This is a genomic window from Synechococcus sp. BO 8801, assembly GCF_002252675.1.
Classification (GTDB): Bacteria; Cyanobacteriota; Cyanobacteriia; order PCC-6307; family Cyanobiaceae; genus Cyanobium.
The window spans coordinates 30901-57724 of record NZ_NQKY01000014.1 but is presented as its reverse complement, the minus strand read 5'-3'; the positions used below and the strand labels follow the sequence as shown (position 1 = coordinate 57724).

Genomic DNA, 26824 nt, shown 5'->3' with positions numbered 1-26824 from the left:
GGTCATGGCGGGGGCAGCCCTGGCCCACAGTCCGGAACTCTCCGTTCCCGAGCTTTCCCCCGAACTTTCCGTTGTCGTCCCCCTCTACAACGAGGAGGAGAGCCTTCCCCACCTGGTGGAGAAACTGCTGGCGGCCCTGCGGCCGCTGGGGCGCACCTTCGAGCTGGTCCTGGTGGATGACGGCTCGAAGGACGGCACCCCCGTGGTCCTGCGGGATCTGGCCGGCCGGGTGCCCGAGCTGGTGGCGGTGCTGCTGCGGCGCAACTACGGACAGACGGCCGCCATGGCCGCCGGCTTCGATGCCAGCGGCGGCGGGGTGATCGTCACCCTCGACGGCGACCTCCAGAACGATCCCGCCGACATCCCGATGCTCCTGGCCCGGCTGGAGCAGGACGAGCTGGACCTGGTGAGCGGCTGGCGGCACCAGCGCCAGGATGGGGCCCTGGACCGGCTGCTGCCCTCCCTGCTGGCCAACCGCCTGATCGCCAGGGTCACCGGGGTGCGCCTGCACGACTACGGCTGCTCCCTGAAGGCCTACCGGCGCGAGGTGGTCAGCGACATGAACCTCTACGGGGAACTGCACCGCTTTCTGCCGGCCCTGGCCTTCATCGAAGGGGCTCGGATCGGTGAGGTGAGGGTGTCCCACCAGGCCCGCCGCTATGGCCGCAGCAAATACGGCATCGACCGCACCTTCCGGGTGCTGATGGACCTGCTGACGGTCTGGTTCATGAAGCGGTTCCTGACCCGGCCGATGCACGTGTTCGGCTTCGCCGGCCTCCTGGCCCTGCTGTCGGGGCTGGCCATCGCCGCCTGGCTGGTGGGAGAAAAGCTGCTGCTGGGGGCCGACATCGGCAACCGACCTCTGCTGCTGATGGCGGTGTTCGCGATCCTCAGCGGCGTGCAGCTGTTCAGCTTCGGGCTGCTGGCGGAACTGCAGATGCGCACCTATCACGAAAGCCAGGGCCGGCCGATCTACCGGGTGCGGGCGACCCTGCGCGGGGGCGGGTGAGCAGGGCGGCTGGGGGCGGCGGCTGAACTTTTATGTCACCCCCGCTCGCCTGAGAAGCCAGGCAGGAAGGGGTCCTTACAGTACCGGCGGTTCCTATTGGCCCAAGCCATGACTGGTGAATTTGCCGTTGCCTGGATGCCGTCCGTGATGGTTCCCCTGGTGGGAATCCTCGGCGCGGCGGTGGCCATGGCCCTGCTGTTCAACGTGATCGAGGCGACCGACTGACGCCGGCTCCGGCCCCAGCGTCATTCGCCTCCTGATCCGACGACCCCCGATCCGCCGACCCCCCGATCCGCTTCCCATGACCGTGACCCCCGTGGCCGACCCGACCGTCGGCAATCTGGCCACCCCCGTCAACAGCAGCTACTTCACCAAGGCCTTCCTGAACGCCCTGCCGGCCTACCGCCCGTCCCTCTCGCCCAACCGTCGCGGTCTCGAGGTGGGCATGGCCCACGGCTACCTGCTCTACGGCCCCTTCGCCTACACCGGCCCCCTGCGCGCCACTGAGTTCGCCAGCACCGCCGGCCTGCTCGCCGCCATCGGCCTGGTGTCGATCCTCACCATCTGCCTGTCGATCTACGGCACCGCCGGCAGCGGTCCCAACGTCCAGCCCCCCGACGCCACCATCGACAACCCCCCGGCCGACCTGTTCACCAAAGCCGGCTGGGCGGAATTCGCCAGCGGTTTCTGGCTGGGTGGCTGCGGTGGCGCCGCCTTCGCCTGGTTCCTCTGCAGCACCGCCATCCAATCGCCCCTGGCCAACATCGCCGGTGGCGTCTGGAGCGTCGGCTGAGTTCCGCGATGGTCAGCCATCCCCGGGTCAACCCTGGGATGGTCCTCCAATCCTTTCCTTCAAGCCCTGCCTCGGCAGGGCTTTTTCATGGTTCAGCGCCTGACAGCGATCGCCGTGGCTGCCCCCGATCGATCCGGCTGCCGCCCGGTGCCGTGCCCTCAACCAAAGGGCATCAGTGGTGACTCGATGAGGCGCTCGCTGAACACGGCCAGGTTCAGCACAAGGGTCAGCAACGAACAGATCAGAAACGTGATCTTCAGGGACCGTGGCGCCTGGGGGGCTCCGGCAGCCGCGGCGGACAGTACCACCAGCGGAATGAAGACCACGGCGAGATAGCGAGGACTGATGAATCGCAACAGCAGCGGCGGCGTCAGGGCAAGGAAAGCCGCCGCACCGAGAAACCTCAGGCTCAGCCGGGTGGCTGCAGGGAAGACCCCAAGGCGCAACGCCCGGAAAAAGGGGATCAGCATCAATCCCATCGTCTGCAACACGGAAACCACGCCGAAGCCGCCAGCCACCAATACAAAATCAAGATACTTCTTGGGATAGCGAAGCATCACCTCGCTCACGGTGCGAGCCCCCGGGAACACCGTACGCATCACATCCTGCCAATTCGCGGAGTTGGCAGCCAGCGATTCGGAGCCAGAAGAAAACTGATGGGGACTGAACATGAACACATAGGATGAGGCAAAGGTTCGCAGTCCCTTGACCGTCCTGACCATGTCCATCCCATAGAGCCTGAAACCGGGAGCCATCAGCAACACCAGCCAGAAGGCCATCCCCAGCGGGACCTGCCATCGCATCCGGTTCTCACGGAAATCCCACCAATACCAGACAGCACCCACCCCCAGGGAGCAGAGGAGCAACTGGATCTTGGAGAGCCCAAACAGGACCAGTAGGCCAGAGGAAATCAGCCGTGGCCACCCCAACCGCACGGACAGCATGAAAAAGGCGAAGAATGCCGCCGCGATGATGTCACTGGAAGGCTCAGCGAACTGAAGGCCGGAACTGGCGATGACGGAGAAGGCCAGAGCCTGGAAGATCCAGTGACGAATGAACAGCCGACAAAGGGAAAATGATGATCCCAGAAACAACAGAGTGGTGATGCACTTGGCGTGCCAGTTGAGTGTCTCCGGAGCTGGAGAGACAACCAACTTGTAGAGGCCGATCAGCAGGCTGGCGGACACCCCGCCGGACCACTTGAAGCGGGGATATTGAAAGACCCAGCCCGTCGGCAGTCGCTCAAGGCGCAGATCTGCCCTCGTCACAAAGGACTGGTCCATGGGCCATTCGGACACCTGGCCGCTCTGACTCAGGATCCCGGCAAACGAGACGACGATGGCAATGACAAGCAGTAATGGCAGGCAACTCTTTTTGAACAAGCCCGGAAGATCCTGGGACTTTATTTGCATTTCCAGCCGGCAACCGCAAGAGCGTAGCAGGCAAAAATGCGGCCATCCACACCCTGCAGCGACGGACTCAGACCAGCTGGTTGAAGTTGAAGCCAATCACGTGGTCGTCGAAATCGCGGTCACCACCACCGAATGTGTCCTCCAGGCCGAACAGGTTGGTTCCCAATGTCCGGAAGTGGCTGATGCCGTCGGCATTGGCTCCGGCATAGGCAAAGAAGGTGCGGCCCCTCACCTGGGCAAAGGGTGCCAGGAAGGTGGATTCCGAGATGGTGACCGACGCGGCGCTGGACTGGTTATCGCCCACCCGCAGCCCCTGGAGTTCGGTGACGAGGTTGTCGGCGCGCAGGGCGGCTTGGCGGTAGTTCGCCTCTCCGGGACGCACCAGGTTGCCGGCGGCATCGCGCACGGTGCCCTGGGCATCGAGGGCGCGGTAGAAGCCGGTGATGGCATCGAAGTCGGCTTCCCGGCTGAGCACCACGGTGCCCTCGACCGCCTGGGCGGCGGAGAAGGCGGTGAAATCCAGGACCGGGGCCAGGCCCTGCTCCTGACCGATCAGCGCATCGAGCCCCTGGTCGGTGTCGAGCAGATCGAGGGCCATGGTCACGCCGCTGGGGGAGGCGAAACCCACCGAACGGTTCGAACTGGCCGGGGCGGCGGGGCTGAAGAAACGCAGACGCGTGTCGGCGGCACTCGTGAGGTCCGCGAGACTGGCATCGACCACCTCGAAGAAGCGCACCGACTGGCCGTTGACCAGCAGGATCTCGCGATCGAAGCTGGTGCCCGCCGCCAGGGTGACGTCGCTGCTCTCCAGGGTGGAGAACAGGGTCTGGGCGCGGGAGCGGATGGCGGCCAGATCCGCCAGAAGGGTGTCGGCGCTGGCCAGCTCGCTGGCCTCGAGCACCACGTAGCCGATCTGGTTGGAGCTGGCCGGCCGGCCGGACAGGGTGGCCCGCAGCACGAGACTGGCCGCCGCGTTGCCTTTGGACGGGTCCGCCACCGTGAGGGTGAGTGGATCGACGCGCCGGAAGACGGGCGCCAGATCCACCGTCCCGGCCGTCACCGACTGCAGGATCTCGCCATCGGCCGCCGGCCCCTGATCACCGGGGCCGCCATCGGCCAGGGAGAGGTGCAGGAACTCCGCGGCGCCATCGGCGTCGAGGTCATAGAAACGGGCACCGCCGCCCTGGCGTGGGTTGTAGGTCAGCGGTGTGGTCACGCCGGAATCCGCGTCGCTGGAGACGGCAACCCAGCGGCTGGACGGGGTGTCGGCGAACGGGGCCCCGACGGTCAGGGCAGCGAGCTCGAAGCTGACCGTCGCCCGCTCCAGCCCCGGGTCCAGATCGATGCCGAAATCAACGGCACTGTCGCCGAGGCCAACGGCAGGGGCCGGCGTCGGAACCACCTGGAAGGGGCGGTCGGCCTGGAAGTTCCCGCCGGTGATGTTGACGGCAATCGCTTCGGCATCGCCTCCGGGCGTGATGACCACCACAACCGGGTTGCCGGGATCGGAAGGGGGGACGGCAGCGATCGTCAGCGCCGGCGTGAAGGCCGTGATCGCCGTTCCATCGAAGAAGCCCAGACGCAGGTTGAGGCTGGCCAGGTCGGCGGGGCCGAAGCCGGCGGGGGCCGTGAGGCTGAGGGTCGTGCGGTCGGCACGGATCCAGTCGGGGCCCTCGAGGACCACCAGCTGCAGGCTGTCGCCATCGGCATCGATGCCGAGGGGGCCCAGGTTCTGAAGCACCTGGACACCGGGAATCACGGTGAGGCCCGGAGGGGTCGATGGCGTGGCCAGGTCCGGCGCCGCATTGGCCTGGATGCCGGCCGCAGCCAGGGCCTGCCTGATCTGGCCCCAGCTGCCCTGGAGCTGCTGGCCATCGATGAAGGCCGTGTCCCGGCCCACTTCGAAGTCGTTGATCCGCAGGGGCGCGGCCATCGCCACGGCGGCGGAGCTGTCGATCAGGAACTGATCCGCCTCGCGGTCCGCCAGGGCCGTGGCGGGCGCCAGCCCAGGGGTGGCGGCAGGATCGATCAGGCGGCCGCCGATGGCCACATCCCTGGCCTGGCCCAGGAAGAACTGATCACCGCCGCCGCCGCCCACCAGGACGTTGCCGCCCAGGCTTTCAGTGTTGAAGAACTGGTCGCTGCCGCCCCGGCCCTCGATGCGGGAGCCCACACCCACATAGACGCTGTCCGGCGCCTCTGAGCCGATCACCGTCACGTTGGCGAGCTGGATGCCCTGCTCGGGCACGGCCCCGTAGGCGGCCGGGTCCAGCAGCAGGACGTTGCCGCTGCTGTCCACCGCGGCGCCGAAGACCAGATCGAGTTCCTTCCAGCCGGTCTGCCAGAGGATCGGGCCGCCCCGCTCGGGCGCCAGCGTCAGGCTGAGGTCGGCCGCACCGGTCACCGTCTCGATGGCCCAGGCCGGCTGGTTGGTGATCGGGTCGGTGCCGGAGAGCAGGTGGAAGGCACCGTCGACCTTGTCAGTGGTGATGGTGAGATCGAGGAAGCCGCGCCGGTTCACGTCGGCGTAGGCCAGCCCGTTGATGTAACCCATGAACAGACCATCGAGACCATCGACGGCGGGGTAGTTCGCCCGGATGTAGGCATCGGCGCCGGGGAGATACTTCTCCAGCCCCGGCGAGGTGACCCCGGGGGTGGCGAACTCCAGGCCGGCCAGGCTGCCGGCGGGGCGGGTGCCCGCCGTCATCGTGTCGAGCACGCCGGCCCAGGCGTTGTGGGTGTCGCCGGCCAGGCTGATCAGCCGCTTGCCCAGGGCCAGGGCGCTCTGCAGGATCGTTTCCCGCTCCACCCCGTAGCCATCCCAGGCGTCGAGGTTGTAGGGGATCTTGCCGGCCTCGGCGAACAGGGCTTGCTCCGCCGGGCTCAGCTGGTTGAAGGGGGTCCCGGTGGCGAGTTTCTGCAGCGGGGCGGCGTACTTGTCGAGCAGGGCGGGGTTGCCGGCATCCAGCAGCAGCTCCGCCGGCACGGCCATCGACTGCATCAGCACCTGCTGGCCCAGCACCTGCCAGGCGGCGGAAGAGCCGGCCATCCGTTGCTGCAGCCAGGCCATCTGGCCGTCGCCGAGCAGATCACGGCCCGGATCACCCCAGGCCTGCTGCACGGTGGCCAGCACCAATTCTTGGGTGACCCGGGGAACCAGGGCGGCGGCAAAGGCCGGCACCGCCGCGGGGGAGGCCGGCGGGGTGAGCCCCAGCTGGCTTGCATAGGCCGCCACCAGGGCCGGGTCGGCGAGGATCGCGCCGATGCGGGCCTGCACGGCGGCGGCATCGGGGTACTCCAGCTGCTCATCGCGGGCGGTGAGACGGGTTTCGAGGATGTGCAGCGCCAGCACGTCGCCAAAATCGAAGGAGCGGTAGCCCTGGGTGAGCGGCGTGAGGGCGGTGGCGCCGTCCTCGCTCTGGCGCAGGCCGGGTTCCCGGATCGGCAGCCACTCGTGGTAGGCCTTCAGGGCGGCATCCCGCCGGGCGATCCAGTCGCCCTCGGTGGCGCTCTGGTGGTTCTGGGCGCCACCGGCCCAGCTGTCGTTGGCGGTCTCGTGGTCGTCCCAGATGGCGATCAGCGGCGCCGCGGCCCGCAGCGCCTGAAGATTGACATCGGTGTGGTAGTGGGCATAGCGGAGCCGGTAGTCGTCGAGGCTGACGATCTCGCGGTTGGGCAGGAAGCCACGGTCGCCGGCGGCATCTTCCGCCTCACCGAAGCCCCCGGGGCCGTACTCGTAGATGTAATCGCCCACATGCACCAGGGCGTCGTAGGGGTTCACCGCGTGGACGGCGGCGGCCCGGCCATAGGCGAGGAATTCCTCGGCGGCGGTGAAGTTGGCGCAGGAGAACACGGCCAGCCGCACCGGGCCGCTGCCCACCGGCAGGGTCTTGGTCTGCCCCACCATCGACTGCGCCGCACCGGCGCGGAAGCGGTAGTGGTACACGGTGTCGGCACTGAGGCCGTCGGCCTCCACCTTCACGGTCCAGTCGCGGGCGACGCTGGTGGTGAACACACCGCTGTCAACGATCGAGCCGGCCTCGAAACCGGCGCTGCGGGACACCTCCCACTGCACGTCCAGCAGTCCGGCGAAACCGGCGGGCGGCGTGATCCGGGTCCAGAGGATCACCGAATCGGCATAGGGATCGCCGGAGGCGACGCCGTGGGAGAAGGCGAGTCCGGCCGGCAGCGCCCGGCCCAGATCCAGGTCCAGCAGCAGGGGGTCGTGGTCGGAGGTGCGGTACGGATCAGGCGCGAAGAAATCGCGGGAGGCCGCATTGCCGTTGCTGTTGGTGTCGAGGTTGTAATCGCGGAAGGCACCCTCGGCGGCGTTGATGCTCCAGTCAGTCGCGGCCACCGCCTGGCTCACCAGCGAAGGGGAGATCAGCATGTGATCGAGGGCCCCGCTCATGTCGACCGGGTTGAAGAAGGCGTAGCTGGAGGGGGGCTCGGCGGTGAAGGTGGGCAGGGCGTTGCGGAAGCCCGCCGCTTCCAGCACCCGGATCGGGTCCTCCTTGGCGTAGGCATTGATGTCACCCAGCACCACCCAGTCGCTGTCACCGGTGCCAGTGGGGTCGGTGCCGATCCAGCGCACCAGTTCGCTGGCGGCGGCGGTGCGGGTGGCATTGAAGGCCGACTGGCCATCCCGCTGGTCCAGATCAGGGCCGGTGGCACCGCCGCTGCCCTTCGACTTGAGGTGGTTGACGGCCACATTCAGCACCTCGCCGCTGGCCAGTTCCCGGAAGCCCTGGGCCAGGGCCGGCCGGTTGAGCGGGCTGCCGGTGGCGAGGGGATCGGTGAAGCCGGCGCTGTCCAGCACCCGGGCCAGACCGGTGGGCTCCACCGCCCGGCTGTCGTAGATCAGGCCCACCTTGATGGCGTCGCTGCCGATCAGGCCGGTGGGCACGAAGCTGTACAGGCGCCCCGAGCCACCGGGCTGGGCGGCGTTCAGACGTGCCACGATCACGGCCAGGGTGGCGTCGTCGGCGTCGTTCTCCAGCTCCATCAGGCCGATCACATCGGCCCGAAGGCCGACGAGGGCGGCGGTGAGCTTGCTGAGCTGGCGCTCCAGCTCCTCGGCCGTGTTGGCCCCGCGGGGGGCCAGACCGGTGTCCGTGAGGGCGCCGCCGGCGTTGAGGGTGGTGAAGGTGTTGAGCACGTTGAAGCTGGCCAGGCGCAGCTGCCCCGCCCCGGCCGGCGCCGGTGCCGGCGGACGGGGGTTGCCGGCCTCGAAGCTGAGGGGCGCCGTGGGCTGCAGCCGGTACTTGCCGAAGTCGAATCCGAGCACCCCCTCCACGTCGGTGATGGTGTCGCCGCGGCGCAGCAGCTGGTCGCGCACGGGCGCCGCCGGGGTGGCCGCCGCCGCGGGCCGGTAGGCGCTGTTGCTGCCGTCGTCGAGCACCAGCTCGCGGCGGGCCGTGGCCTGCTCGGCGGCGAAGGCCGCCGGCCCCGGCTCCATCACGTTGGTGGGCTGGAGCGGCAGTCCTCCGGCGCTCAGCTCCACCTCGCCGAAGCGGAACTGGCCGAACAGACCGTTGACGCTGAGGGTTTCCGGGAAGCGCACCCACATGCCCTCGTAGGGCTCCAGATCCAGAGCGCTGCTGCGCTGGGCCAGCAGATCGGGAATGTCGACCCTGCGGGTGTCGCCCAGGCGGCCCTGCCCTTCCACCGTCAGGGCGCTGACGGCGGTGATCGCCGTCTGGCCGAAGCGCTCGGCCACCGTGCCGGTGAGTCGCACCCGGTCACCGATCACCACATCCACGTTGGTGCCCGTCAGGGGGTAGGCCACGTAGAGCCCCTCGGAGGTCAGGGCGCTGGTGTCCCAGTCGGCGGTCTCCTCCTGCAGGAAGAAGCCACTGAGCTCGCCGGTGGCCTGGAAATCGCCCACCACCACGGCGCTGAGGGTGACGCTCTGGGCCAGGAGGGGGCTGCTGCTGCCGTCGCCCTGCACCGCCGAGATCCGGCTGATGCGGTCGTTGTCGGCGATGGTGACGGTGGCGCTGCCCGCCCCGGCGGCAACCGTGTGGCCGGCCGGTGCGGCCAGCTCGATGCGCAGGGTCTCGGGGCCTTCATCGAGGGCGTCATCGAGCACCGCGATCGCCAGATCAACGCTGGCCGCCCCCGCCGGGATCAGCACCGAAGCCGGCAGGGGGCTGGTGAGGTCGCTGGCCTCGGCCAGCCCGGCGCCCGCAGCCAGGCTGATCGGCACCGTCAGGGCCGCCAGGGTGGAGCCGCTGCGGCTGATGCGCAGGCTGGCCCCATCGCCGGATTCGCTCGCCACCGCGTCGATGGCAGCGATCGAGACCTCGGGCAGCGCCGGCGGCGTCGCCGCCGACAGACGCAGATCGTCGATGGCCAGGCCGTGGTCGTTGCCGGGATCATTGATCTCCGCCCAGCGCAGCCAGAGGGTGGCGTTGGCCGCCCAGGGAGTGGCCGAAAGGTCGAGGCTGCCGCCCACGCCAGCCACCCGGCCGGCGACGTTGCCATCGACGGCACCGGCCGTGCTGCCGGTCACCGGCGAGGTCCAGTTGAAACTGCCCCCCGGCGTGGACCAGAGGCTCACCTGCTCGAAGCCGGCACCGAAGCCCCACTGCAGCTCCATCGTGTGGGCCGCGGTGTTGCCGCCGTTGCGCCACTGCTCGCCGCTGAAGGAGAGATCGAGGCTGGCGATCGCCGCCCCGGTGGTGTTGCTGAGGGCCAGGGCGAACCAGCCGGCCACCGACCCGCTGGCGGGCGAGCCGAAGAAGGCACCGCCCGAACCGAGGCCCCCCAGGGCGCGGTCGCCGCTGCCCGTCGCCCCGTAGCTCAGGACGGCGCCGGCATTGCCGGTGCCGCTGTCGGCGTTGTAGGTGGCCAGGGCGACGGGGGCGGCCACCGGCTGCCGGAACAGGTGCCACCCCGGCAGCGTCACGTCGTTCGCCCAGGCGTTCCCGGATCCGGAGGCGGCCAGGGCATCGAAGCTCTGGCTGTACAGGCCTGTGAAGAGGGCTGGCATGGTCCGGGGGGGGGAGGGCGAGGGAGGAAGACGAAGACGCAAGGGGGCCCAGGGGATGGGCCCCCAGGACGTGCTCAGACCAGGGCGAAGTTGCCCTGGTTGTTGAGCGCGGAGGCGCTGATGTTCGTGAAGTGGCCCACGTCCACCCCCGACACACGCAGCAGGGTGTCGGCTCCCACCTGGGAGAAGCCGAGGTCGGTGAAGGCCACACCCCGCAGGCCCACCTTGTCCACACCGGCGGTGAAGTCCATCACGAACTGCTTGGCCGCGGGCCGGTCCCCCGGCTCGCTCACCAGCCAGAACTGGTCGGCACCGGCGCCTCCGTTGAGGTGGTTGGTGCCGGCCCCGGCCAGCACGGTGAAGATGTCGTTGCCGGCACCTCCCAGGGCCCGGTTGCCCGAGCTGCCGAGGATGAATTCGTCGTCGCCGGCCATGCCGCTGAGGCGGTTCTGACCACCGTCGATCGCCCAGATCTGGTCGCTGCCGCTGCCGCCGGTGATCACATCGCGGCTGCCCGCGTAGACCACGTCGGCACCGGATCCGGTGAAGATCTTGTTATCGAAGCCATTGGTGATCGCCACATCCACCTCGTCATTGCCGGCGCCGGTGAACACGGTGCTGACCCGACCGTCGAAGCCGGGAACCGTGGACTGGCCTGGCAGGGTGGTGTCGTTGGCCTCGGTGCCCACCAGAACCTCGCCGCGCTGGGCCAGGACCAGGGGGTCGATCCCGAACAGGGTCGTGTACATCAGGCCGTAGATGCCCGTGTTGTCGACCGTGGAGGGCAGCAGGCCGGCGTTCATGCCGTAGGTCTTGGCGACGATGCTGCCCGGGAAGTCCGGCGTCCCGGCCCAGGCGATGCCGAAGTTGCCCATGGGGCCATCCGCGCTGTTGACCGAGCCGAAGGCGGTCCAGGGCTGGCCCGGGGTGGCGGTGCTTCCCTCCGGGCCGTCGAGAAAGGCCCTGGAGGTGTTGGTGGTGGTGCGGTTCACATTGATGAACGGCACCTCGGGCTGGGTATCGGCGAGGTTGGGGTTGGAGACGTCGAAGTTGCCGGTCGGCCTGACGTAAGGCGCGAACTGGAACACCTGCATGCCGCCGGCATCGCTGTCGGCCGCGGTGATCACCAGGGTGTTGGGATCCTTCTGATCCACATAGTTCATGGCCACGCCGATGGCCGCGTCCGCCCGTCGGGTCGCCTCAATCGAGCCGATGGCGTTGTTGTTGTTGGCGAAGTTGTCGGTTCCCTCCTCCTCCACCACCACGAAGAAGCCGTCGTCGCTCTTGCCGACGATCTCCAGGGTGGCCGCCAGCATCTCGGCGACCGTGGGGGCCGTGGAGACATACAGGGGCAGGGGAGTGTCCGTGTTCAGGCCAAGGCTCTCCTCCCGGCGATCGTCAAAGGTGTGGTTGGCGGCAAAGATGCCGAGCAGCTTGGTCGCGGGTGTCGAGTTCTGGGCCGCCTCGAGCAGTTGCTCCTTGGTGTAGACGACCTGGTAACCGAGAGACCTGGCCAGTTCGATCAGGTTCTGGGTCGGGCGGTCTTCGGCGTCCGAGAACCGGGCGTCGATCTCGGCGGTGACGTGGAAGCCGAGGGTGCCCTTCGGCAGCAGGTAGACCTCGCCACCGGCCAGGATCACCTGGGTTCCCGAGCGGATCACCTGCTCGGCAATTTCTGCCGTTTTCTCGCGGGCACGAATGGCGTTGCCATCCCGGTTGGTGGTGGCGGCGGCGAAGGCCGCCGTGCCCGGCTCGCCGATGTGGCCCGACTGGATCAGGGCCGTGGCCTTCCCTGACTCAATGGCCTCTTCGAGGATGGTGTAGCCCAGCTTCCCGGAGGCCGAGCGGATGGGCGTGTTGTCCTCCTCGAGGCCGAAGGATTCGTTGAAGACCTTGGTCCCCGTCGCATGGGTGACGGCGCCGGCGTTGGAGGTGCCGGTCAGCTGGTTCTCCATGTGGCCGAGGTAGACACCGGCCTTGGTCATCTTGTCCCAGTTCAGCCGACCATCCGGGCCCTTGTCGATGTTCCGCAAGGCCATGAAGCTCGAGGGAGTCGAGCCATCGGGATGGATGAAAATCACATTGCCCGTGTTCTTGTTCGCCGCCGGAGCCGTCTTGACCTGATCCGGGAGGCGAGACGCGATCTCTGTGTCAAACAGAGTCTCGTACATCAGTTCGTAGATCTTCGTGTTGTCCAGGGTGGCCGGCAGCCGATCGGCATTGAGGCCGTGGGCCTTGGAGACGATCGAACCACTGAAATCCGGCAGGCCCGCCCAGGCGATGCTGAGGCTGAAGCGATCGCCATTCTGATCAGGAGCCGACAGGAACGGCAGGCTGCCGACACCGGTGACGCCATCAGTGGGGAGATTGCGTCCCGACGTGCCATCGATCGGATTGTTCGTGATGGAGCCCACCGGCCGATCAGAGGCCAGCGGGTCCCGAACCTGCAGGCCGCCGGCATCACTGTCGGCCGCCGTGATCACCAGCGTGTTGGGATGGCGCTCAACAAAATTCAGGGCGACACCGATGGCCGCATCGGCCCGACGCAGGGCCTCAAGGCTGCCGGCGGCGTTGTTGTTGTTGCCGAAATTATCCGTGCCTTCTTCTTCCACGATCGTGATCGACCCCTTGTCAAAGTTGGGGTGGGCCTCCATGAGGCGCTGCGCCGCCGCCAGCATCTCGGCGATCGCAGGAGCCGTGGGGGAATAGAACGGCAGACCTGCGGCGGCGAGCTGCTCTTCGGCGCGATCGTTGAACGTATGAACGGGGGCGAAGACGCCGAGAACCTTCTGGGGAAGGACGGCGCCATTGATGAGGCTGTTGAGCTGATCCTTGGTATAGACAACGGTGTAGCCAAGGCTCTGGGCCAGCTCGATCAGATTCTGGCTCGGCCGAAGACTTGAACTGGTGCTCAGGGCGTCGTACTGGGCGGCGGTGCCATGGAATCCGGCCACGCCGACCGGCAGCAGATTGAGCTCGCCGCCACTGAAGATGAAGTTGACGCCTGACTCGATGACCTGCTTGGCGATCTCAGCCGATTGGGCCCTGGGAACGACGCGCGTTCCGTTGGGATTGACGATCTCCTCGGTCTTGGCGACGAAGGCGGCCGTTCCCGGCTCGAAGATGGCTCCGGACTGCACCAGCGCCGTCACCTTGCCGGCCTGGATGGCCGCCTCAACGATCGTGATGTTGCTGCCATCCAGGGAGGTGATAGGGAGATTCCCCTGCTCATACCCGAAGGATTCGGCATAGACCTTGGCCCCGGTCGCATGGGTGATCGCACCACCATTGGAGGTGCCACCCAGCTGGTCCTCCATGTGCCCGAGATAGACACCGGCGGCTTCCATCTTGTCCCAGTTCAGGCGACCATCGGGACCATGGTCGATGAAGCGGGCAAAGCCGAAGTGCGACGGACTTGCTCCATCCGGATGGATGAAGATGACGTGATTTCCAGAGGTCGTCATGGCTCTAAGGGAGAGGGAGTGAGAAGCGGTGTACCCGTACCTGGGGACGATGTCGGGAATCGCCTGGGCGGGAATGGCTCAGACAGGAATGACTCAGATAGAAATGAATCAGACGAGAATCGCTCTGACCTGGAATGCTCAGACCGGCCGTTCACTCAGCCGGACACCTGTATTCTCAAACCACCGGATCGGCCGTGGAGTGATGCGGCCGACACTATCTCTGTAGCCTGGAATGCCTTGTGGAAAGATGTTCTTAACCAGGCAGAAGCTGGCCTGGATGTTGAGAGTCGAAATGCTGAACGTCGTGAAGTGAGCTACGGCCACCCCCGAAATGTTCAGCTGGGTGTCCGCCCCCACCAGGGGAAAGCTGCCGGGCACGGGCAACAGCCAACGCCTAGGGCGGATCCACGCTGACAGCATCACTCGGGGCCGTCTTGTGTCAGGCCAGCAACTGGATGTCGGCGGCCGGGCCGCCGAGGCTGAGGCCGGTGACTCCCTCAAGCAGTACTCCCTGCAGCGGCCGTCCGGAGAAGGTCAGCAAAGTGCCGTTGCGGTACTCCCTCAGCTCGGTCACGCCGGCTCCGCCGAGCAGGGTGAGCTTGTCGCGGCCGGCTTCAAAGCCGACGACGCGGTCGACGCCGCCGCCCTGAACGTCGTAGACGACCGTGTCGGCGGCCCCGTCCCCGCCGCCGCCAGGGGCGCGCAGGTCGATCAGGTCGCCACCGTTCACCACAACACTGCGCGCGACCCTCCTGCCGGAGAAGCGGAAACTGCCCCCGTCACCGCCTCCGGTGAGGGTGTCCTCGCCCAGCCCACCGATGAGGGTGTCGTTGCGCAGCGAGCCGATCAGGGTGTCGTGCCCCTCGCCGCCATCGGCCTGGAGCCGCACGCTCCCCTGGCTTTCGATTCGGTCGGCACCGGCGCCGCCGAAGGCGATGGCGGTGCTGAAGCGACCGTCGTAGGCGGCATCCCAGCGGGGGCCGTTCCCGGGGCCCCCGGGGTTGTCGGCGAGCAGCGCCTCGTCAACCGACGAACTGCCCACGGCCGCGAAGGTCAGCGTGTCATTGCCGGCTCCGGCCGTGACCGTGGCCGTGTTGACAAGGCTGGGGGCATCGCTGTGGAACAGCCAGGTGAGGGTGTCGTCGCCGGCGCCGAAGTCGACGACGCCGCGCTTGGCCCCCACCACCTGGAGATCGAAGTCCAGGGGTGGCGCCGCGGAGAGATCCCAGCGCACGTCGACGAAATTGGCCACCAGCAGGTTGGTGCCCAGGGCCGGTGTCCAGTAGTCCGCGCCGAGGGTGAGGTTCTTGAGGTCGTTCCAGGAGCCGGTGTTCTCGATCCGTGCCCGAGGGACGTTTTCACCGGGAAGGGTGATCGGGGTGGTTGCCACAGCTCCCAGCGCGCCGGTGGACAGGGCGGGCCCTCCAGGCTGGGATCCCCGAGGTCTGCCGCCCGGCCGCTGGCTGATGGCGAAACCGGGGGCATTGATCACCGCCGGCTGCACGGCGGCCCCTTCCGCCAGATCGCCCACCGTGATGGTGAACGGCTTGTCGAAGCTGTTGCCGGCGCTGTCGGTGGCCCGCAGCATGAGGCTGCGCGTCGCCGACGCCTCGAAATCCAGCGAGGCCGTGGTCAGCAGCCGGTTGCCGTCGAGGCGGAACAGGCCACCCGGGTTGCCGTTCGGTGCAAAGGAGAAGCTGAAGGTCCTGGCGGGGTTCGGGTCGGTCGCCGTCAGCAGGCCAACGAGGGTGTCGGCGGGCAGGTTCTCCAGAACCGCGGCACCCGTGAGGGTGATCACGGGGTCGATCACCCCGTCGCTGCGGACCGCCAGGTTCTGCAGGCGCCGATCGAGGGCGGCCGGGGTGTCGGCCGCCGTGAACGGGTTGGCGGGGGAATGGCTGGCCGCCAGGAATTCGGCCAGGGCATCCTGTTCGGAGCCATTGGCGGCGAAGGTGGCGACGCCGGTACGGGGGGCGGAGCCCGTCTGGGTGATGTTCACCCGGTTGGGGTTGGACAGGCTGGTGAAGGGGTAGCCGTCACCGCCGCTGGCCATGAAGTCCAGGGTGACCATGCGGATGCTGCGGGCCGGATTGCCCACCACCTCGCCGTTTCGCACCACGACGTCGAGATCGTTGCCGGCGGCGTCCTGGATCGCCAGGCTCACCACCCGGGAGCCGGCCGGTCGGCTGAGGTCGTAGCTGAAGGCCATGCCGCCCACCTGGGGGAAGCGTCCCTGGTTGATGCCGGCGGCGACGCCGTGCTCGATCAGCGCCTTCAACTCGCCGGGGGTGACGCTGACCAGGGTCAGGCCGTTGTTGAAGCTGAGGGCGTTGGCGATGTCGTTGCGGGAGATGCCGCCCTCCGGCTTCACCACGTTGCCCTGGGCGTCGAACACCGCCGCCGTGGGCAGGAGCTCGGGGACACCGTTCACCGAGCCGGTGGGAACGACCGACTGGCCGATCGAGTTGCGGATGCCGCCGCCGTTCTTCAGCGAGACGACCACGCTGGAGTCAATCTGGCGGGCATAGGCCAGGTTGGCGTCGGCCGTGAGGTTGCCGAGGTTGGTCTCCTCGCTGCGCACGCCCGGGTTGCGGTTGCCATTGAGGAAGACCTCACTGACGCCGAACCATTCCGACTCCTGGGCGACGATCACCGACCGCAGGTTGTCGACCACCTCCTGCACCCGCGCATCGATGAAGGCCTCGGCGTTCAGGGCCGCCACACCCGCGGCATCGGTGCGGAACGCTCCGCTGATGGTGGGGTCGTAGCTGGCCGGGATGATCACACCGGAGGCATCGAAGTCGAGAACCAGACGGCCCAGGTATTTGTAGTTGCCATCGGTGTTGACCACCGCCACGGGCCGGCCGTCGGCGCCGGCCTTCACGATCGGGTAGGGGCCCTGGACGCTGTCACCGGGGCGGGTGACGTCATCGCCGTCGAACAGGCGGGTGTTGGAGCCGCCGGCCACGATGATGTCGACGTGGCGCAGGCGCTCGGCCAGGGCCTGCTCGATGCTGATCTGCTGCATGTGGGCCAGCAGGATCACCTTGTTCAGGCCCGGATTGGCGGCGATCAGGGCATCCACGTCGGCCTGGATCTCGGCGGCGAGGGCATCCAGTTCGGCGGTCGTCGGGGTGCCGCTGAAGGGGGCCGGGGCCACGCCCACGCCGCCCGGGCTGGAGATGGTGCGCAGCCAGGGGGTGGTGGCGCCCACAACGCCCACCGTCTCGCCGTTGACATCGAACACCACGCTGCTGGTGATGCTGTTGGGCCGCGGCGCCTGGCCGGCGGGCACCACCAGCCCCGCCAGGTTGGCGTCAGTGGCGAAGTTGAGGTTGCCGCTCAGATAGGGGTAGGCCGTGCCGGGGTAACCGGCGGCCGCATTGGGCTGGATCAGGTCCCGCACCACGGCGGTGCCCTGGTCGAACTCGTGGTTGCCGAAGGCGATCGCCTGCACCCCCAGGGCGTTCTGGATCAGCACATCACCCCGGCCCACGGCGCCGTAGGCCTGGGCCGAGGCCCCGTAGAAGAGGCCCGGAATCCAGGCGTCGCCGCTGGAGAGGGTGAGGGTGTTGACGAAGCCGGGGATGCCATCGAGATCGATGTCCTGGGCCCGCAGGGCATTGAGCACGCCGGACAGGCGGGGGGCGTCGTCCAGGGCAGCGATGCCGCCCTCCTGGTCGGCCAGGTGGAAGAGCTGCAGGCGGAAAGAGCTGCCCGTCGCCAGGGGCGCGGCGGTGGTGATGCTCACCACATCGTTGCCTTCGCTGCTGGCGACCACGCCCGCCGGTTCCCCGCCGGCGCTGCGCAGGAAGGTGATGCCCTCGATCCGCTCGGCGCCGGGGAACACCACCGGATCCACCGCCGCCACGTTGTAGGGGTCGGTGACGTCGAACACGGCGGCCACGCTGGTGGTGGTGCGCTCCAGGGCCACGAAGGCATAGGTGCGGCCGGCCACGGTGGCGATCTCCACCATCTCGGGCTCGGTGCCCTTGTCGTCGTCACGGTTGCTGGCCATCAGGCCGAGGCTGGCGGCCAGGTCCTCGAGGGCGTCGCTGGAATCGAACACCACGTTGCCCTGCACGTCGTAGATGCGCAGCGAGCGGGAGCCGATGCTGAAGGGCTTGTCGATCAGGCCATCGCCGTTGATGTCGCCGGTGTCGTTGAGCAGGTTGAGGCGGGTGCGGCTGATGCCGGGGGTGGCGGCGGCGAAGGCGGCGTTGAGGGCGCTGACGCCCGGGTGGTTACGGAAGGGGGTGCCGTTGACCGCGGTGCTGGCATCAGCCCGGGTGAGGTCGGTGAAGATGTTGCCCCGGTCCGGTTCGTATTCACGGGAATCACCCTCACCCACCGCCAGCAGGAAGCTGCGGCCCTGGGCATCGGTGAACGCGGCAATGCCGTCCGGCATGGTGAGGCCGTAGAGCGGCAGACCGGAGATCGGCCTGTAAAGATTGGTGTTCGAGGAGCCGTCCCGGTCGGAGCTGTCGAAGCCGGCTCCATCGAAGCTCACCACGGTGAAGGCGTTGCCCCGGGCACCCTCGGTGCCGAAGTCGTTGTCGTAGTTGATCACCAGCGCGCCGTCATCGCGGATGGTGAGTCCTTCCGGCTTGTCGTAGGCCAGGCTGCCGCCGATGGAGGGCAGGTTGAACAGTTCGATCTTGTGGGCCAGGCGGATGCCGGCGGCCGCCAGAACGTCGGCGCTGGAGGTGGTGAAGATCGGGGCCGTGGCGGCGTTGCTGTCGTGGTCGACGAGGGTGCGGCGGTTGTCGAGCAGCTCGGGGCTGACCACGCCGATCGCCCCAAGCCAGCCGCCCGTGGACTGGTTGGCGGCGGTGGTGAGCGGCAGGGTGTCGGTGGCACCGCGCAGATCCACCTCGTAGACGTGCTTGAAGCCGGTGAGGCTGCGGCTGCTGTCCCGTTCCATCACCAGGAACACGCCCCGGGCGGCGTCGAAAGCGACATCGCCGATCTTGTCCTGGCCGGCGCGGCCACTGAGCAGGTAGAGGTGCTCCTTCACCGGGGCGCCTGTGGCCGGGTTGATGGCCAGGATGCGGGTGAGTTCGGAGCGGCTGCGGCCTTCGGTGACCCCGTCGCCGTTGGCATCCACATCCAGGGGGCTCTGCAGGAAGGCATAGAGCAGGCCGTCGGTGGGGTTGAAGGCCATGCCCTCGATGCCGCGGTTGCTCCAGCGGTTGCCGTAGATGGCCGGCAGGCTGTCGATCGTTTCCGCCCCGATCGGCGTCGCACCGCCCACGTTGTGCTGGGCCGCGAGCTGGGCCTTCTGGCCGGCGGGGATGTAGCGCTGGATCAGGTTGCCGCTGAGCGCGTCGAAGATCGAGATCTGGCCGCGGTATTCATCGCCGACCGCGAACACCTGACGGGTGCTGCCGCCAATGGTGAGGCTGAACAGCGAGACGGTTTCCGAGTCGATGCCGAAGGGGTCGTAGGCCAGCGGCGCATTGGCCCCATCGATCGGCACGTCATCCTTGATCGCCAGCTGGGGCAGGCCGGTGAGTGGGGTGCCATCGGGGCGGTTGAGGCCGAGGCGGCCCAGCTCGGTGACGGCGCCAGTGGCGCGATTCATGCCCAGCTTGTAGATGCTGGGCTGAAAGTCCGGATCCAGGAACTGGCGCTGACCGGCGATCAGAGCGCCGTTGGGGCCGCGATCGGTGATGGAGTAGTAGACATCCAGCTCCGTGCCGTTCAGCATCTCCTTACCGGCGAAGAACAGGCCGGAAAGGCCGCCGGCCAGCACGCCAGCGGGCTGATTGGCGGCGCCAGCGGCATACTCCAGCTCGTAAGTGAAGTTCTCGGCGCTGGCAACGCCGCGGGACCAGTCCTTGATCCCAGCGGAGAAGATGGTGCTGATCACCGGCGCCGTACCGCTCAGATCAAGCACGGCGATGGCGTTGTTCTCCTGGAGGGAGATCCAGGCGGTGTTGCCATCGGCACTGATGGCGATGGCCTCCGGCTCGATGTCCTGGGCGACCGTGGTGGTGACGCCCAGGCGGGTGCCGATCCGGACGCCGCGGTTGATCAGCTCGGTGCGGCGGCCCTCCCAGGCTTCGAAGCCCACGGTCTGCACATCGGCGGCGGCGGGAGCCACGGGCGTGCTCGCCAGATAGCCGCTGGTGTTGATCAGGGAGATCGAACCGACGGGATCAATGGTGTAGAGGGAATTCGGCTCCCCTTCGTTGGTCACCAGCAGCCTGCGGCCGTCGCTGCTGAACTTCACCATGTCGGGCAGGGCGCCCACGGTCACGGTGCTGAGATGAACGGGGAGGGCGGGATTACTGAGGTCGTAGAACTGAACGAAGCCTGGATCCGTCTTGACAGCATTCTGCACCGCAACGGCGAGCAGATTGCCGAACACGGCCGCGCTCTGCAGGGTTTCGCCGTTGCCGGTGGACGTGGCGCGAGCAACGGCAAGGGGGCTGCCTGGATCACGGAGGTCGGAGACAACGATGGCCCCGGATCCACCGCCTACGGTATAGAGATATCCACTGGCAGGGTTGTAGGCAGAGATTTCAGCATTGGCCCCGAGATTGGCCAGGGAGATCACTCCGCCTGTCGCTGGAATGAAAGAATCCAGTGCGGAGAAGGTGAGTCCCATTGAGAGCTGCTGCAGACTTTTTCAACTTGGCAGCAGCACCCTCACGCAAGGTTAAGCCCAGACAAATGTGTGTTGAAGGGATGGGGGGATCGGCGGCCCCGGCACGTCTCGAGGTGTTCGGGGAGACGTCGATCGAGAACATCACGGCACAACACGGCGGCATAGAAAAGACCCCCGGTGGTAACCGGGGGTCTGGGTGTCCCTCGAAGATTCGAGAAGGGGCGTTGACGGGATTCGGGAGCCGGAGGCTCAGCCGAACTTGCCTGACGTGGACGCGATCAGGAAGGCCGCGTACGTGAGGATGTAGCCGATCGTGAAGTGGGCGAGACCCACCACACGGGCCTGAACGATCGAGAGAGCGACGGGCTTGTCGCGCCAGCCCACCAGGTTGGCGAGGGGCGTGCGCTGATGCGCCCAGACGATGGTCTCGATCAGCTCCTGCCAGTAACCCCGCCAGGAGATCAGGAACATGAAGCCGGTGGCCCAAACCAGGTGACCGAAGAGGAACATCCAGGCCCAGACGGCCAGGTTGTTGGACCCCATCGGGTTGTACCCGTTGATCAGCTGGGAGCTGTTGAGCCACAGGTAGTCACGGAACCAGCCCATCAGATAGGTGCTGGATTCGTTGAACTGGGCCACGTTGCCCTGCCAGATGGCGAGGTGCTTCCAGTGCCAGTAGAAGGTGACCCAACCCACGGTGTTCAGGGCCCAGAAGACCGCCAGATAGAAGGCGTCCCAGGCCGAGATGTCGCAGGTGCCGCCACGGCCGGGGCCGTCGCAGGGGAAAGAGTAGCCGAAGTCCTTTTTATCGGGCATCAGCTTGGAACCCCGGGCGTCCAGGGCACCCTTCACCAGGATCAGGGTGGTGGTGTGCAGACCCAGCGCGATGGCGTGGTGCACGAGGAAGTCGCCAGGACCGATCTGCAGGAACAGGGAATTGGTTCCCGAGTTGATGGCATCCAGCCAGCCCGGCAGCCAGACGGCGCCGTTGTTGGGCCACGCCGTGGAGGCGATGCTGTCGGCGTTGGCGAGCAGCACATCCATGCCGTAGAGGGCTTTGCCACTGGAGGCCTGGACGAACTGGGCGAACACCGGCTCGATGAGGATCTGCTTCTCGGGGGTACCGAAGGCGACCACCACGTCGTTGTGGACGTAGAAACCCAGGGTGTGGAAGCCGAGGAACAGGGAGACCCAGCTCAGGTGGCTGATGAGGGCTTCCTTGTGCTCAAGCATCCGGGCAAGGACGTTGTCCTTGTTGGCTTCCGGGTCGTAGTCACGGATGAAGAAGATCGCACCGTGGGCGAAGGCACCGCACATCAGGAAGATGGCGATGTACTGGTGGTGCGTGTAGAGGGCCGCCTGGGTGGTGTAGTCCTTGGCGATGAACGCATAGGACGGCAGCGCGTACATGTGCTGCGCCACCAGGCTGGTCACGACTCCCAGGGCAGCCAGGGCGAGGCCCAGCTGGAAGTGGAGGGAGTTGTTGACGGTGTCGTAGAGGCCCTTGTGGCCGGCGCCCAGGTCACCAGGGGTGCCCTTGGGGGGGTTGTGGGCGTCGAGGATCTCGCGGATCGAGTGGCCGATACCGAAGTTCGTCCGGTACATGTGGCCGGCGATCACGAAGATGCAGCCGATGGCCAGGTGGTGGTGGGCGATGTCCGTGAGCCACAGAGCTTCGGTCTGGGGGTGGAAACCACCCAGGAAGGTGAGGATCGCGGTGCCTGCTCCCTCAGAGGTCCCGAACACCTGGTTGGCGGTGTCGGGGTTCTGGGCATAGACGCCCCAGTTGCCGGTGAAGAACGGAGCCAGACCGGCGGGATGGGGAGCGACCGAGAGGAAGTTGTCCCACCCGACGTGCTGTCCCCGGGACTCAGGGATGGCGACGTGGACCAGGTGACCGGTCCAGGCGATGGAGCTGAAGCCGAACAGCACAGCCAGGTGATGGTTGAGCCGCGATTCAGCGTTCTTGAACCAGGCCAGGGAAGGCAGGAACTTGGGCTGGAGATGGAGCCAGCCGGCGAACAGGGCCCATGCCGAAAGGATCAGCATGAAGATGGAACCCTGATAGAGCTCCATGTTGGTCGTCATACCGATCGTGTACCACCAGTGGTACAGACCGGAGTAGGCGATGTTCACCGGAGAGGAGGCGCCCGCCTGGGTGAAGGCGTCGATGGCGCCCTGGCCGAAGTGGGGATCCCAGATCGCGTGAGCGATGGGACGGACGTGCAGCGGATCGGCGACCCACTGCTCGAAGTTGCCCTGCCAGGCGATATGGAACAGGTTGCCCGAAACCCAGAGGCCGATGATCGCCAGGTGACCGAAGTGGGTGGAGAACAGCTTTTGGTAAAGCCGCTCCTCCGTCATTCCGTCATGGCTCTCGAAGTCGTGAGCCGTGGCGATGCCGTACCAGATACGGCGGGTTGTCGGGTCCTGTGCCAGACCCTGGCTGAACGAAGGAAATTTCGTTGCCATTGGGAAAGGTCAGGTGGAGGTCAGCCGACCGCGATGAGTCGGGACAGGAAGAAGGCCCAGGTGGTCGCGATACCGCCCAGCAGGTAATGGGCGACACCGACGGCACGGCCTTGGGTGATGGAAAGCGCCCGCGGTTGGATGGCGGGAGCCACCTTCAGCTTGTTGTGAGCCCAGACGATGGACTCGATCAGTTCCTGCCAGTAGCCGCGGCCGCTGAAGAGGAACATGAGGCTGAAGGCCCAGACGAAGTGGGCACCCAGGAACATCAGACCGTAGGCACTGGAGGACGAGCCGTAGCTGTTCAGCACCTGGGCGGCCTGAGCCCAGAGGAAGTCCCGGAGCCAACCATTGATGGTGATGGCGCCCTGGGCGAAGTTGCCGTTGGTGATGTGCTGGACGCTGCCGTCGGCATTGACGGTGCCCCACACGTCGCTCTGCATCTTCCAGCTGAAGTGGAAAATGACGATCGACAGGGAGTTGTACATCCAGAACAGGCCGAGGAACACGTGGTCCCAGGCCGACACCTGACAGGTACCGCCACGGCCGGGGCCGTCGCAGGGGAAGCGGAAGCCCAGGTTCGCCTTGTCGGGGACGAGGCGGGAGCTGCGCGCGTAGAGCACACCCTTCAGCAGGATCAGCACGGTGACGTGGATCGTGAAGGCGTGGATGTGGTGGACCATGAAGTCCGCCGTTCCCAGGGGGATCGGTGCAGCGGCAACCTTGCCGCCGACGGCGACGACAGCGCCGTTGAACACTTCACTCACACCGGCCAGCGCATTGGGTGCGGTGGTGCCGGCGGCAGCGGCGTGCAGGCCCTGGATCCATTGCGCGAAGACGGGCTTCAGCTGGATCGCGGTGTCGCTGAACATGTCCTGGGGACGACCCAGGGCACTCATGGTGTCGTTGTGGATGTAGAGGCCGAAGCTGTGGAAGCCCAGGAAAATGCACACCCAGTTGAGGTGGCTGATCAGGGCGTCACGGGCTTTCAGCACCCGATCCAGCACGTTGTCGATGTTCTTGGCCGGGTCGTAGTCGCGGATGAGTGCGATGGCCGCATGGGCACCGGCTCCGACGATCAGGAAGCCGCCGATCCACATGTGGTGGGTGAACAGCGACAGCTGGGTCGGGTAGTCGATACCGATGTAGGGATACGGAGGCATCGCATACATGTGGTGCGCCACGATGATCGTGAGCGAACCGAACAGCGCCAGGTTGAGACCCAGCTGGGCGTGCCAGGAGGTGGTCAGGAATTCATAGAGCCCATCGTGTCCTTTGGGCGCAGGGAACAGCAGGGGATCGCCCTTCTGGCCCTCGAGAATTTCCTTGATGCTGTGGCCGATGCCCCAGTTGGTGCGGTACATGTGGCCAGCCACGATGAACAGCACCGCGATCGCCAGGTGGTGATGCGCGATGTCGGTCATCCAGAGGCTGCCGGTCACAGGATTCAGACCACCCTTGAAGGTGAGGAAATCGCTGTAGGCGGCCCAGTTGCCGGTGAAGAAGGCGGAGATCCCCGCGCCGAAGCCGGGGAACAACTGGGTCAGCAGATCCTGGTTGAGGAACTCGTGGGGGAGCGGGATGTCGGCCACCGAAGCGATGGTCTTGCCGTTGAGCACCAGCGGGTTGCCGGCGTCGATGGCGTCCATCAGCTGGGTGGTGGGCAGCGACACGTGCAGCAGGTGGCCTGTCCAGGACAGGGACCCGAGCCCGAGCAGACCGGCCAGGTGGTGGTTGAGCATGGACTCAACGTTCTGGAACCACTCCAGCTTCGGAGCTGCCTTGTGGTAGTGGAAGACCCCTGCGTTGAGCATGAGGCCGGCCATCACCAGGGCACCGATGGCGGTGCAGAGGAGCTGGAACTCGTTGGTGAACCCCCAGGCTCTCCACACATGGAAGAGGCCGGAGGTGATCTGAATGCCGTGGAAGCCGGCACCCACATCGCCATTGAGAATTTCCTGGCCGAAGATCGGCCAGACCACCTGGGCACTGGGTTTGACGTGCAGGGGGTCGGCCAGCCAGCCGGTGTAGTTGGAGAAGCGGGCTCCGTGGTAGAAGGCGCCGCTCAGCCAGATGAAGATGACGGCCAGATGGCCGAAGTGAGCGCTGAAGATCTTCCGGGAGACCTCTTCAAGATCGCTCGTGTGGCTGTCGAAATCGTGAGCGTTGGCGTGGAGGTTCCAAATCCAGGTGGTGGTTTTGGGACCTTTGGCGAGGGAGCGATCGAAGTGCCCGGGCTTGCCGAGAACATCGAAGTCGACGGGAACGGGGTTCCGGTCAACCATGTCCTTCGCCGTTTTCCCACGCTCTGGTGGGCTGATGGTCATCGAGACGTTCCTCGAGGGACGGGGTCGAGGTGGAGGGTCCACCCCTTCGACGGACGCCGGGGACAGGTCATGCGACCGTCCCGGCCCCATCGGTGGGCCCCATGGCCGGGAAGCCCCGACCATGGGCACCAGTCGCGATGGGGGAGAAATCCCTTGCCACGACTGGGGCTTTGGGCCCCGAAAGGGGACCGCTGGCGGAAGTATAGGGGTCGAAAACAAGGCGAATCGGCCGCCAGTTACAAAGGTTTAATCCCGGCGGTTCCAAGGCTGCGACTGCGGTCTGGCGACATGTTGTCAACAACGTAACAATCAGGAAAACCGCGGGGTTTCTATAACCCCTTGCTGCATTTTGCAGCGATTTCAACAGCCGATTACCCCTCTTCGGCCCCCGAAGCAGAATGGCTCCACGAATGACGGAGCGCGCGTGGGCGACAGGGGAGAGGGGCGTGGAGCCGCGGGACGGTCGGTCCGTAGGCACGTCTGCCGAGCCGGCCTGCTGGCGGCCGCCCTGCTGCTGGTGTTCACCCTGGCGCCGCCTGCCGCCCTCGCCTTCTCCCTGCCGGGCCGCCGCCCGAGCGCCGCGGCCCCGGCCACACCCGCCATGGGACGTTCCAGCCAGCAGGAGGTGGCCCCGCCCCTGGCGGTGCAGCAGCTGCAGGAGGCCCTGGAGACGCGGCGCCCCCGGGTGGAGATCGTCTCGCCCGCCGATGGCGCCCTGCTGCCGGCCGGTCCCTGGACCCTGAAGCTGCGGGTGGAGGACTGGCCCCTGGTGGATGCCGGCCCCATCGGCCTCGGCCCCCACCTGGTGGTGCAGCTGGATGGGGATGACCCCCTGCCGCTGACCGCCACCTCCACCACGATGCGGCCGCTGGAACCCGGCAGCCATCGGCTCACGGTCTACGCCGCCAGGCCCTGGGGTGAAGCGGTGAAGGACCCCGGTGCCCAGCGCCAGATCCGGCTGCACAGGGTCGCGGCCAATACCCTCGGCCAACCCGCCCCGGGCAGCCCCCAGCTGATCGCCGTCAGCCCCCGCGGCACGGCGGCCGGCACACCGCTGCTGCTCGACTGGCTGCTGCTGGAGGCCCCGCTGCAGAACCTGCGCAGCGGCGATGCCAGCTGGCGGCTGCGGGTCAGCATCAACGGGGACAGCTTCCTGGTGGATCGCCAGACGCCCCTGTGGCTGGAGGGCTGGCGCACGGGCAGCAATGCGGTCCAGCTCGACCTGCTCGATGGCCTGGGCGAGCCCCTCAACCCTCCCTTCAACAGCCTGGTGGGTGAGGTGATCCTGGAGCCCGGCGCCGAACCGCCCCGCTGGCAGAAGGGGCGGCTCACCGCCTCGGAGCTGGCCATCCTGCTGGGCGAGGCCCCGCCGCCGGCCGCCCCTGAGCCGGAGGCGGAGCCAGAGCCGGAGCCAGAGCCGGAGCAGACGAAGGAATCCGAAGGGACCCTGGAGCCGGAGGCCACGGCGATGCCGGAACCGGCGCAGCCGCAGGAGCCGCAGCCCGAGCCGCTGCCGCCGCTGGCCATGGCCGGTGAGGCTGGGGGCCCGGACAGCGACCCGGGACTCCCGGGCCAGGCGGAGGTGCCGGCCCCGCAGGGAAGCCCGATGGCGGGCGGCATCCCAGCAGCTGACAGGGCAGCGGATGGCAGCGCGGAGACCGGCCCAGAGGACTCCCCGGACAGCCAGGACCTGGCCGCCCTCGACGGGGGGGTGACGCCTTGAGCGACACGACGCGGCGACAC

Annotated in this window: 10 protein-coding genes; 4 read left to right on the top strand and 6 right to left on the bottom strand. The window is 67.2% G+C overall.

The window, feature by feature from the left end; genetic code table 11:
- Nucleotides 1-4: 4 nt before the first annotated feature.
- From CJZ86_RS11040 to CJZ86_RS11030, 3 genes are all read left to right on the top strand, one after another.
- Nucleotides 5-1009, top strand: coding sequence for a glycosyltransferase family 2 protein (locus CJZ86_RS11040; protein ID WP_094586000.1), 1005 nt, complete (start codon nucleotides 5-7; stop codon nucleotides 1007-1009).
- A 108-nt stretch (nucleotides 1010-1117) separates the two neighbouring features.
- The gene (locus tag CJZ86_RS11035; RefSeq protein WP_015109434.1) at nucleotides 1118-1234 is read left to right on the top strand and encodes a photosystem I reaction center subunit VIII; all 117 of its coding nucleotides are present in this window, start codon (nucleotides 1118-1120) and stop codon (nucleotides 1232-1234) included.
- A 76-nt stretch (nucleotides 1235-1310) separates the two neighbouring features.
- On the top strand, nucleotides 1311-1802 hold the full coding sequence (locus tag CJZ86_RS11030; protein WP_094585999.1) for a photosystem I reaction center subunit XI: 492 nt from the start codon (nucleotides 1311-1313) through the stop codon (nucleotides 1800-1802).
- Between the two features lie 158 nt (nucleotides 1803-1960).
- Here the strand turns inward: CJZ86_RS11030 and CJZ86_RS11025 are convergent, their stop codons facing one another.
- The 6 genes from CJZ86_RS11025 to psaA form a co-directional block, all read right to left on the bottom strand.
- Nucleotides 1961-3184: a hypothetical protein gene (locus CJZ86_RS11025; RefSeq protein WP_143594138.1), complete on the bottom strand. Its 1224-nt coding sequence runs from the start codon at nucleotides 3182-3184 to the stop codon at nucleotides 1961-1963.
- Between the two features lie 97 nt (nucleotides 3185-3281).
- A complete protein-coding gene (locus CJZ86_RS11020; RefSeq protein WP_094585997.1) occupies nucleotides 3282-10208 on the bottom strand; it encodes an ExeM/NucH family extracellular endonuclease in 6927 nt (2308 codons plus the stop codon).
- 74 nt (nucleotides 10209-10282) lie between these two features.
- Nucleotides 10283-13672 carry an alkaline phosphatase gene (locus tag CJZ86_RS11015; protein WP_094585996.1) on the bottom strand — a complete coding sequence of 1130 codons (3390 nt, stop codon included), beginning with the start codon at nucleotides 13670-13672 and terminating at the stop codon, nucleotides 10283-10285.
- A gap of 439 nt (nucleotides 13673-14111) precedes the next feature.
- The gene (locus CJZ86_RS11010; RefSeq protein ID WP_094585995.1) at nucleotides 14112-20285 is read right to left on the bottom strand and encodes a choice-of-anchor I domain-containing protein; all 6174 of its coding nucleotides are present in this window, start codon (nucleotides 20283-20285) and stop codon (nucleotides 14112-14114) included.
- Nucleotides 20286-20534: 249 nt separating this feature from the next.
- Nucleotides 20535-22757 (bottom strand): photosystem I core protein PsaB, encoded by a 2223-nt coding sequence (psaB, locus tag CJZ86_RS11005; RefSeq protein WP_094585994.1) that lies wholly within the window; start codon nucleotides 22755-22757, stop codon nucleotides 20535-20537.
- A 20-nt stretch (nucleotides 22758-22777) separates the two neighbouring features.
- Nucleotides 22778-25081 carry a photosystem I core protein PsaA gene (gene psaA, locus CJZ86_RS11000; RefSeq protein WP_094585993.1) on the bottom strand — a complete coding sequence of 768 codons (2304 nt, stop codon included), beginning with the start codon at nucleotides 25079-25081 and terminating at the stop codon, nucleotides 22778-22780.
- A 424-nt stretch (nucleotides 25082-25505) separates the two neighbouring features.
- Here psaA and CJZ86_RS10995 point away from each other — a divergent pair, with 424 nt between their 5' ends.
- Nucleotides 25506-26804: a hypothetical protein gene (locus tag CJZ86_RS10995; RefSeq protein ID WP_233133981.1), complete on the top strand. Its 1299-nt coding sequence runs from the start codon at nucleotides 25506-25508 to the stop codon at nucleotides 26802-26804.
- The last annotated feature ends 20 nt before the right edge of the window (nucleotides 26805-26824 follow it).

Coding starts and splice junctions, on each gene's coding strand:
- psaB (WP_094585994.1), bottom strand. CDS start 22,757: ATGGCAACGAAATTTCCTTCGTTCAGCCAGGGTCTGGCACAGGACCCG.
- psaA (WP_094585993.1), bottom strand. CDS start 25,081: ATGACCATCAGCCCACCAGAGCGTGGGAAAACGGCGAAGGACATGGTT.
- CJZ86_RS11040 (WP_094586000.1), top strand. CDS start 5: ATGGCGGGGGCAGCCCTGGCCCACAGTCCGGAACTCTCCGTTCCCGAG.
- CJZ86_RS11020 (WP_094585997.1), bottom strand. CDS start 10,208: ATGCCAGCCCTCTTCACAGGCCTGTACAGCCAGAGCTTCGATGCCCTG.
- CJZ86_RS11035 (WP_015109434.1), top strand. CDS start 1,118: ATGACTGGTGAATTTGCCGTTGCCTGGATGCCGTCCGTGATGGTTCCC.
- CJZ86_RS11010 (WP_094585995.1), bottom strand. CDS start 20,285: ATGGGACTCACCTTCTCCGCACTGGATTCTTTCATTCCAGCGACAGGC.
- CJZ86_RS11015 (WP_094585996.1), bottom strand. CDS start 13,672: ATGACGACCTCTGGAAATCACGTCATCTTCATCCATCCGGATGGAGCA.
- CJZ86_RS11030 (WP_094585999.1), top strand. CDS start 1,311: ATGACCGTGACCCCCGTGGCCGACCCGACCGTCGGCAATCTGGCCACC.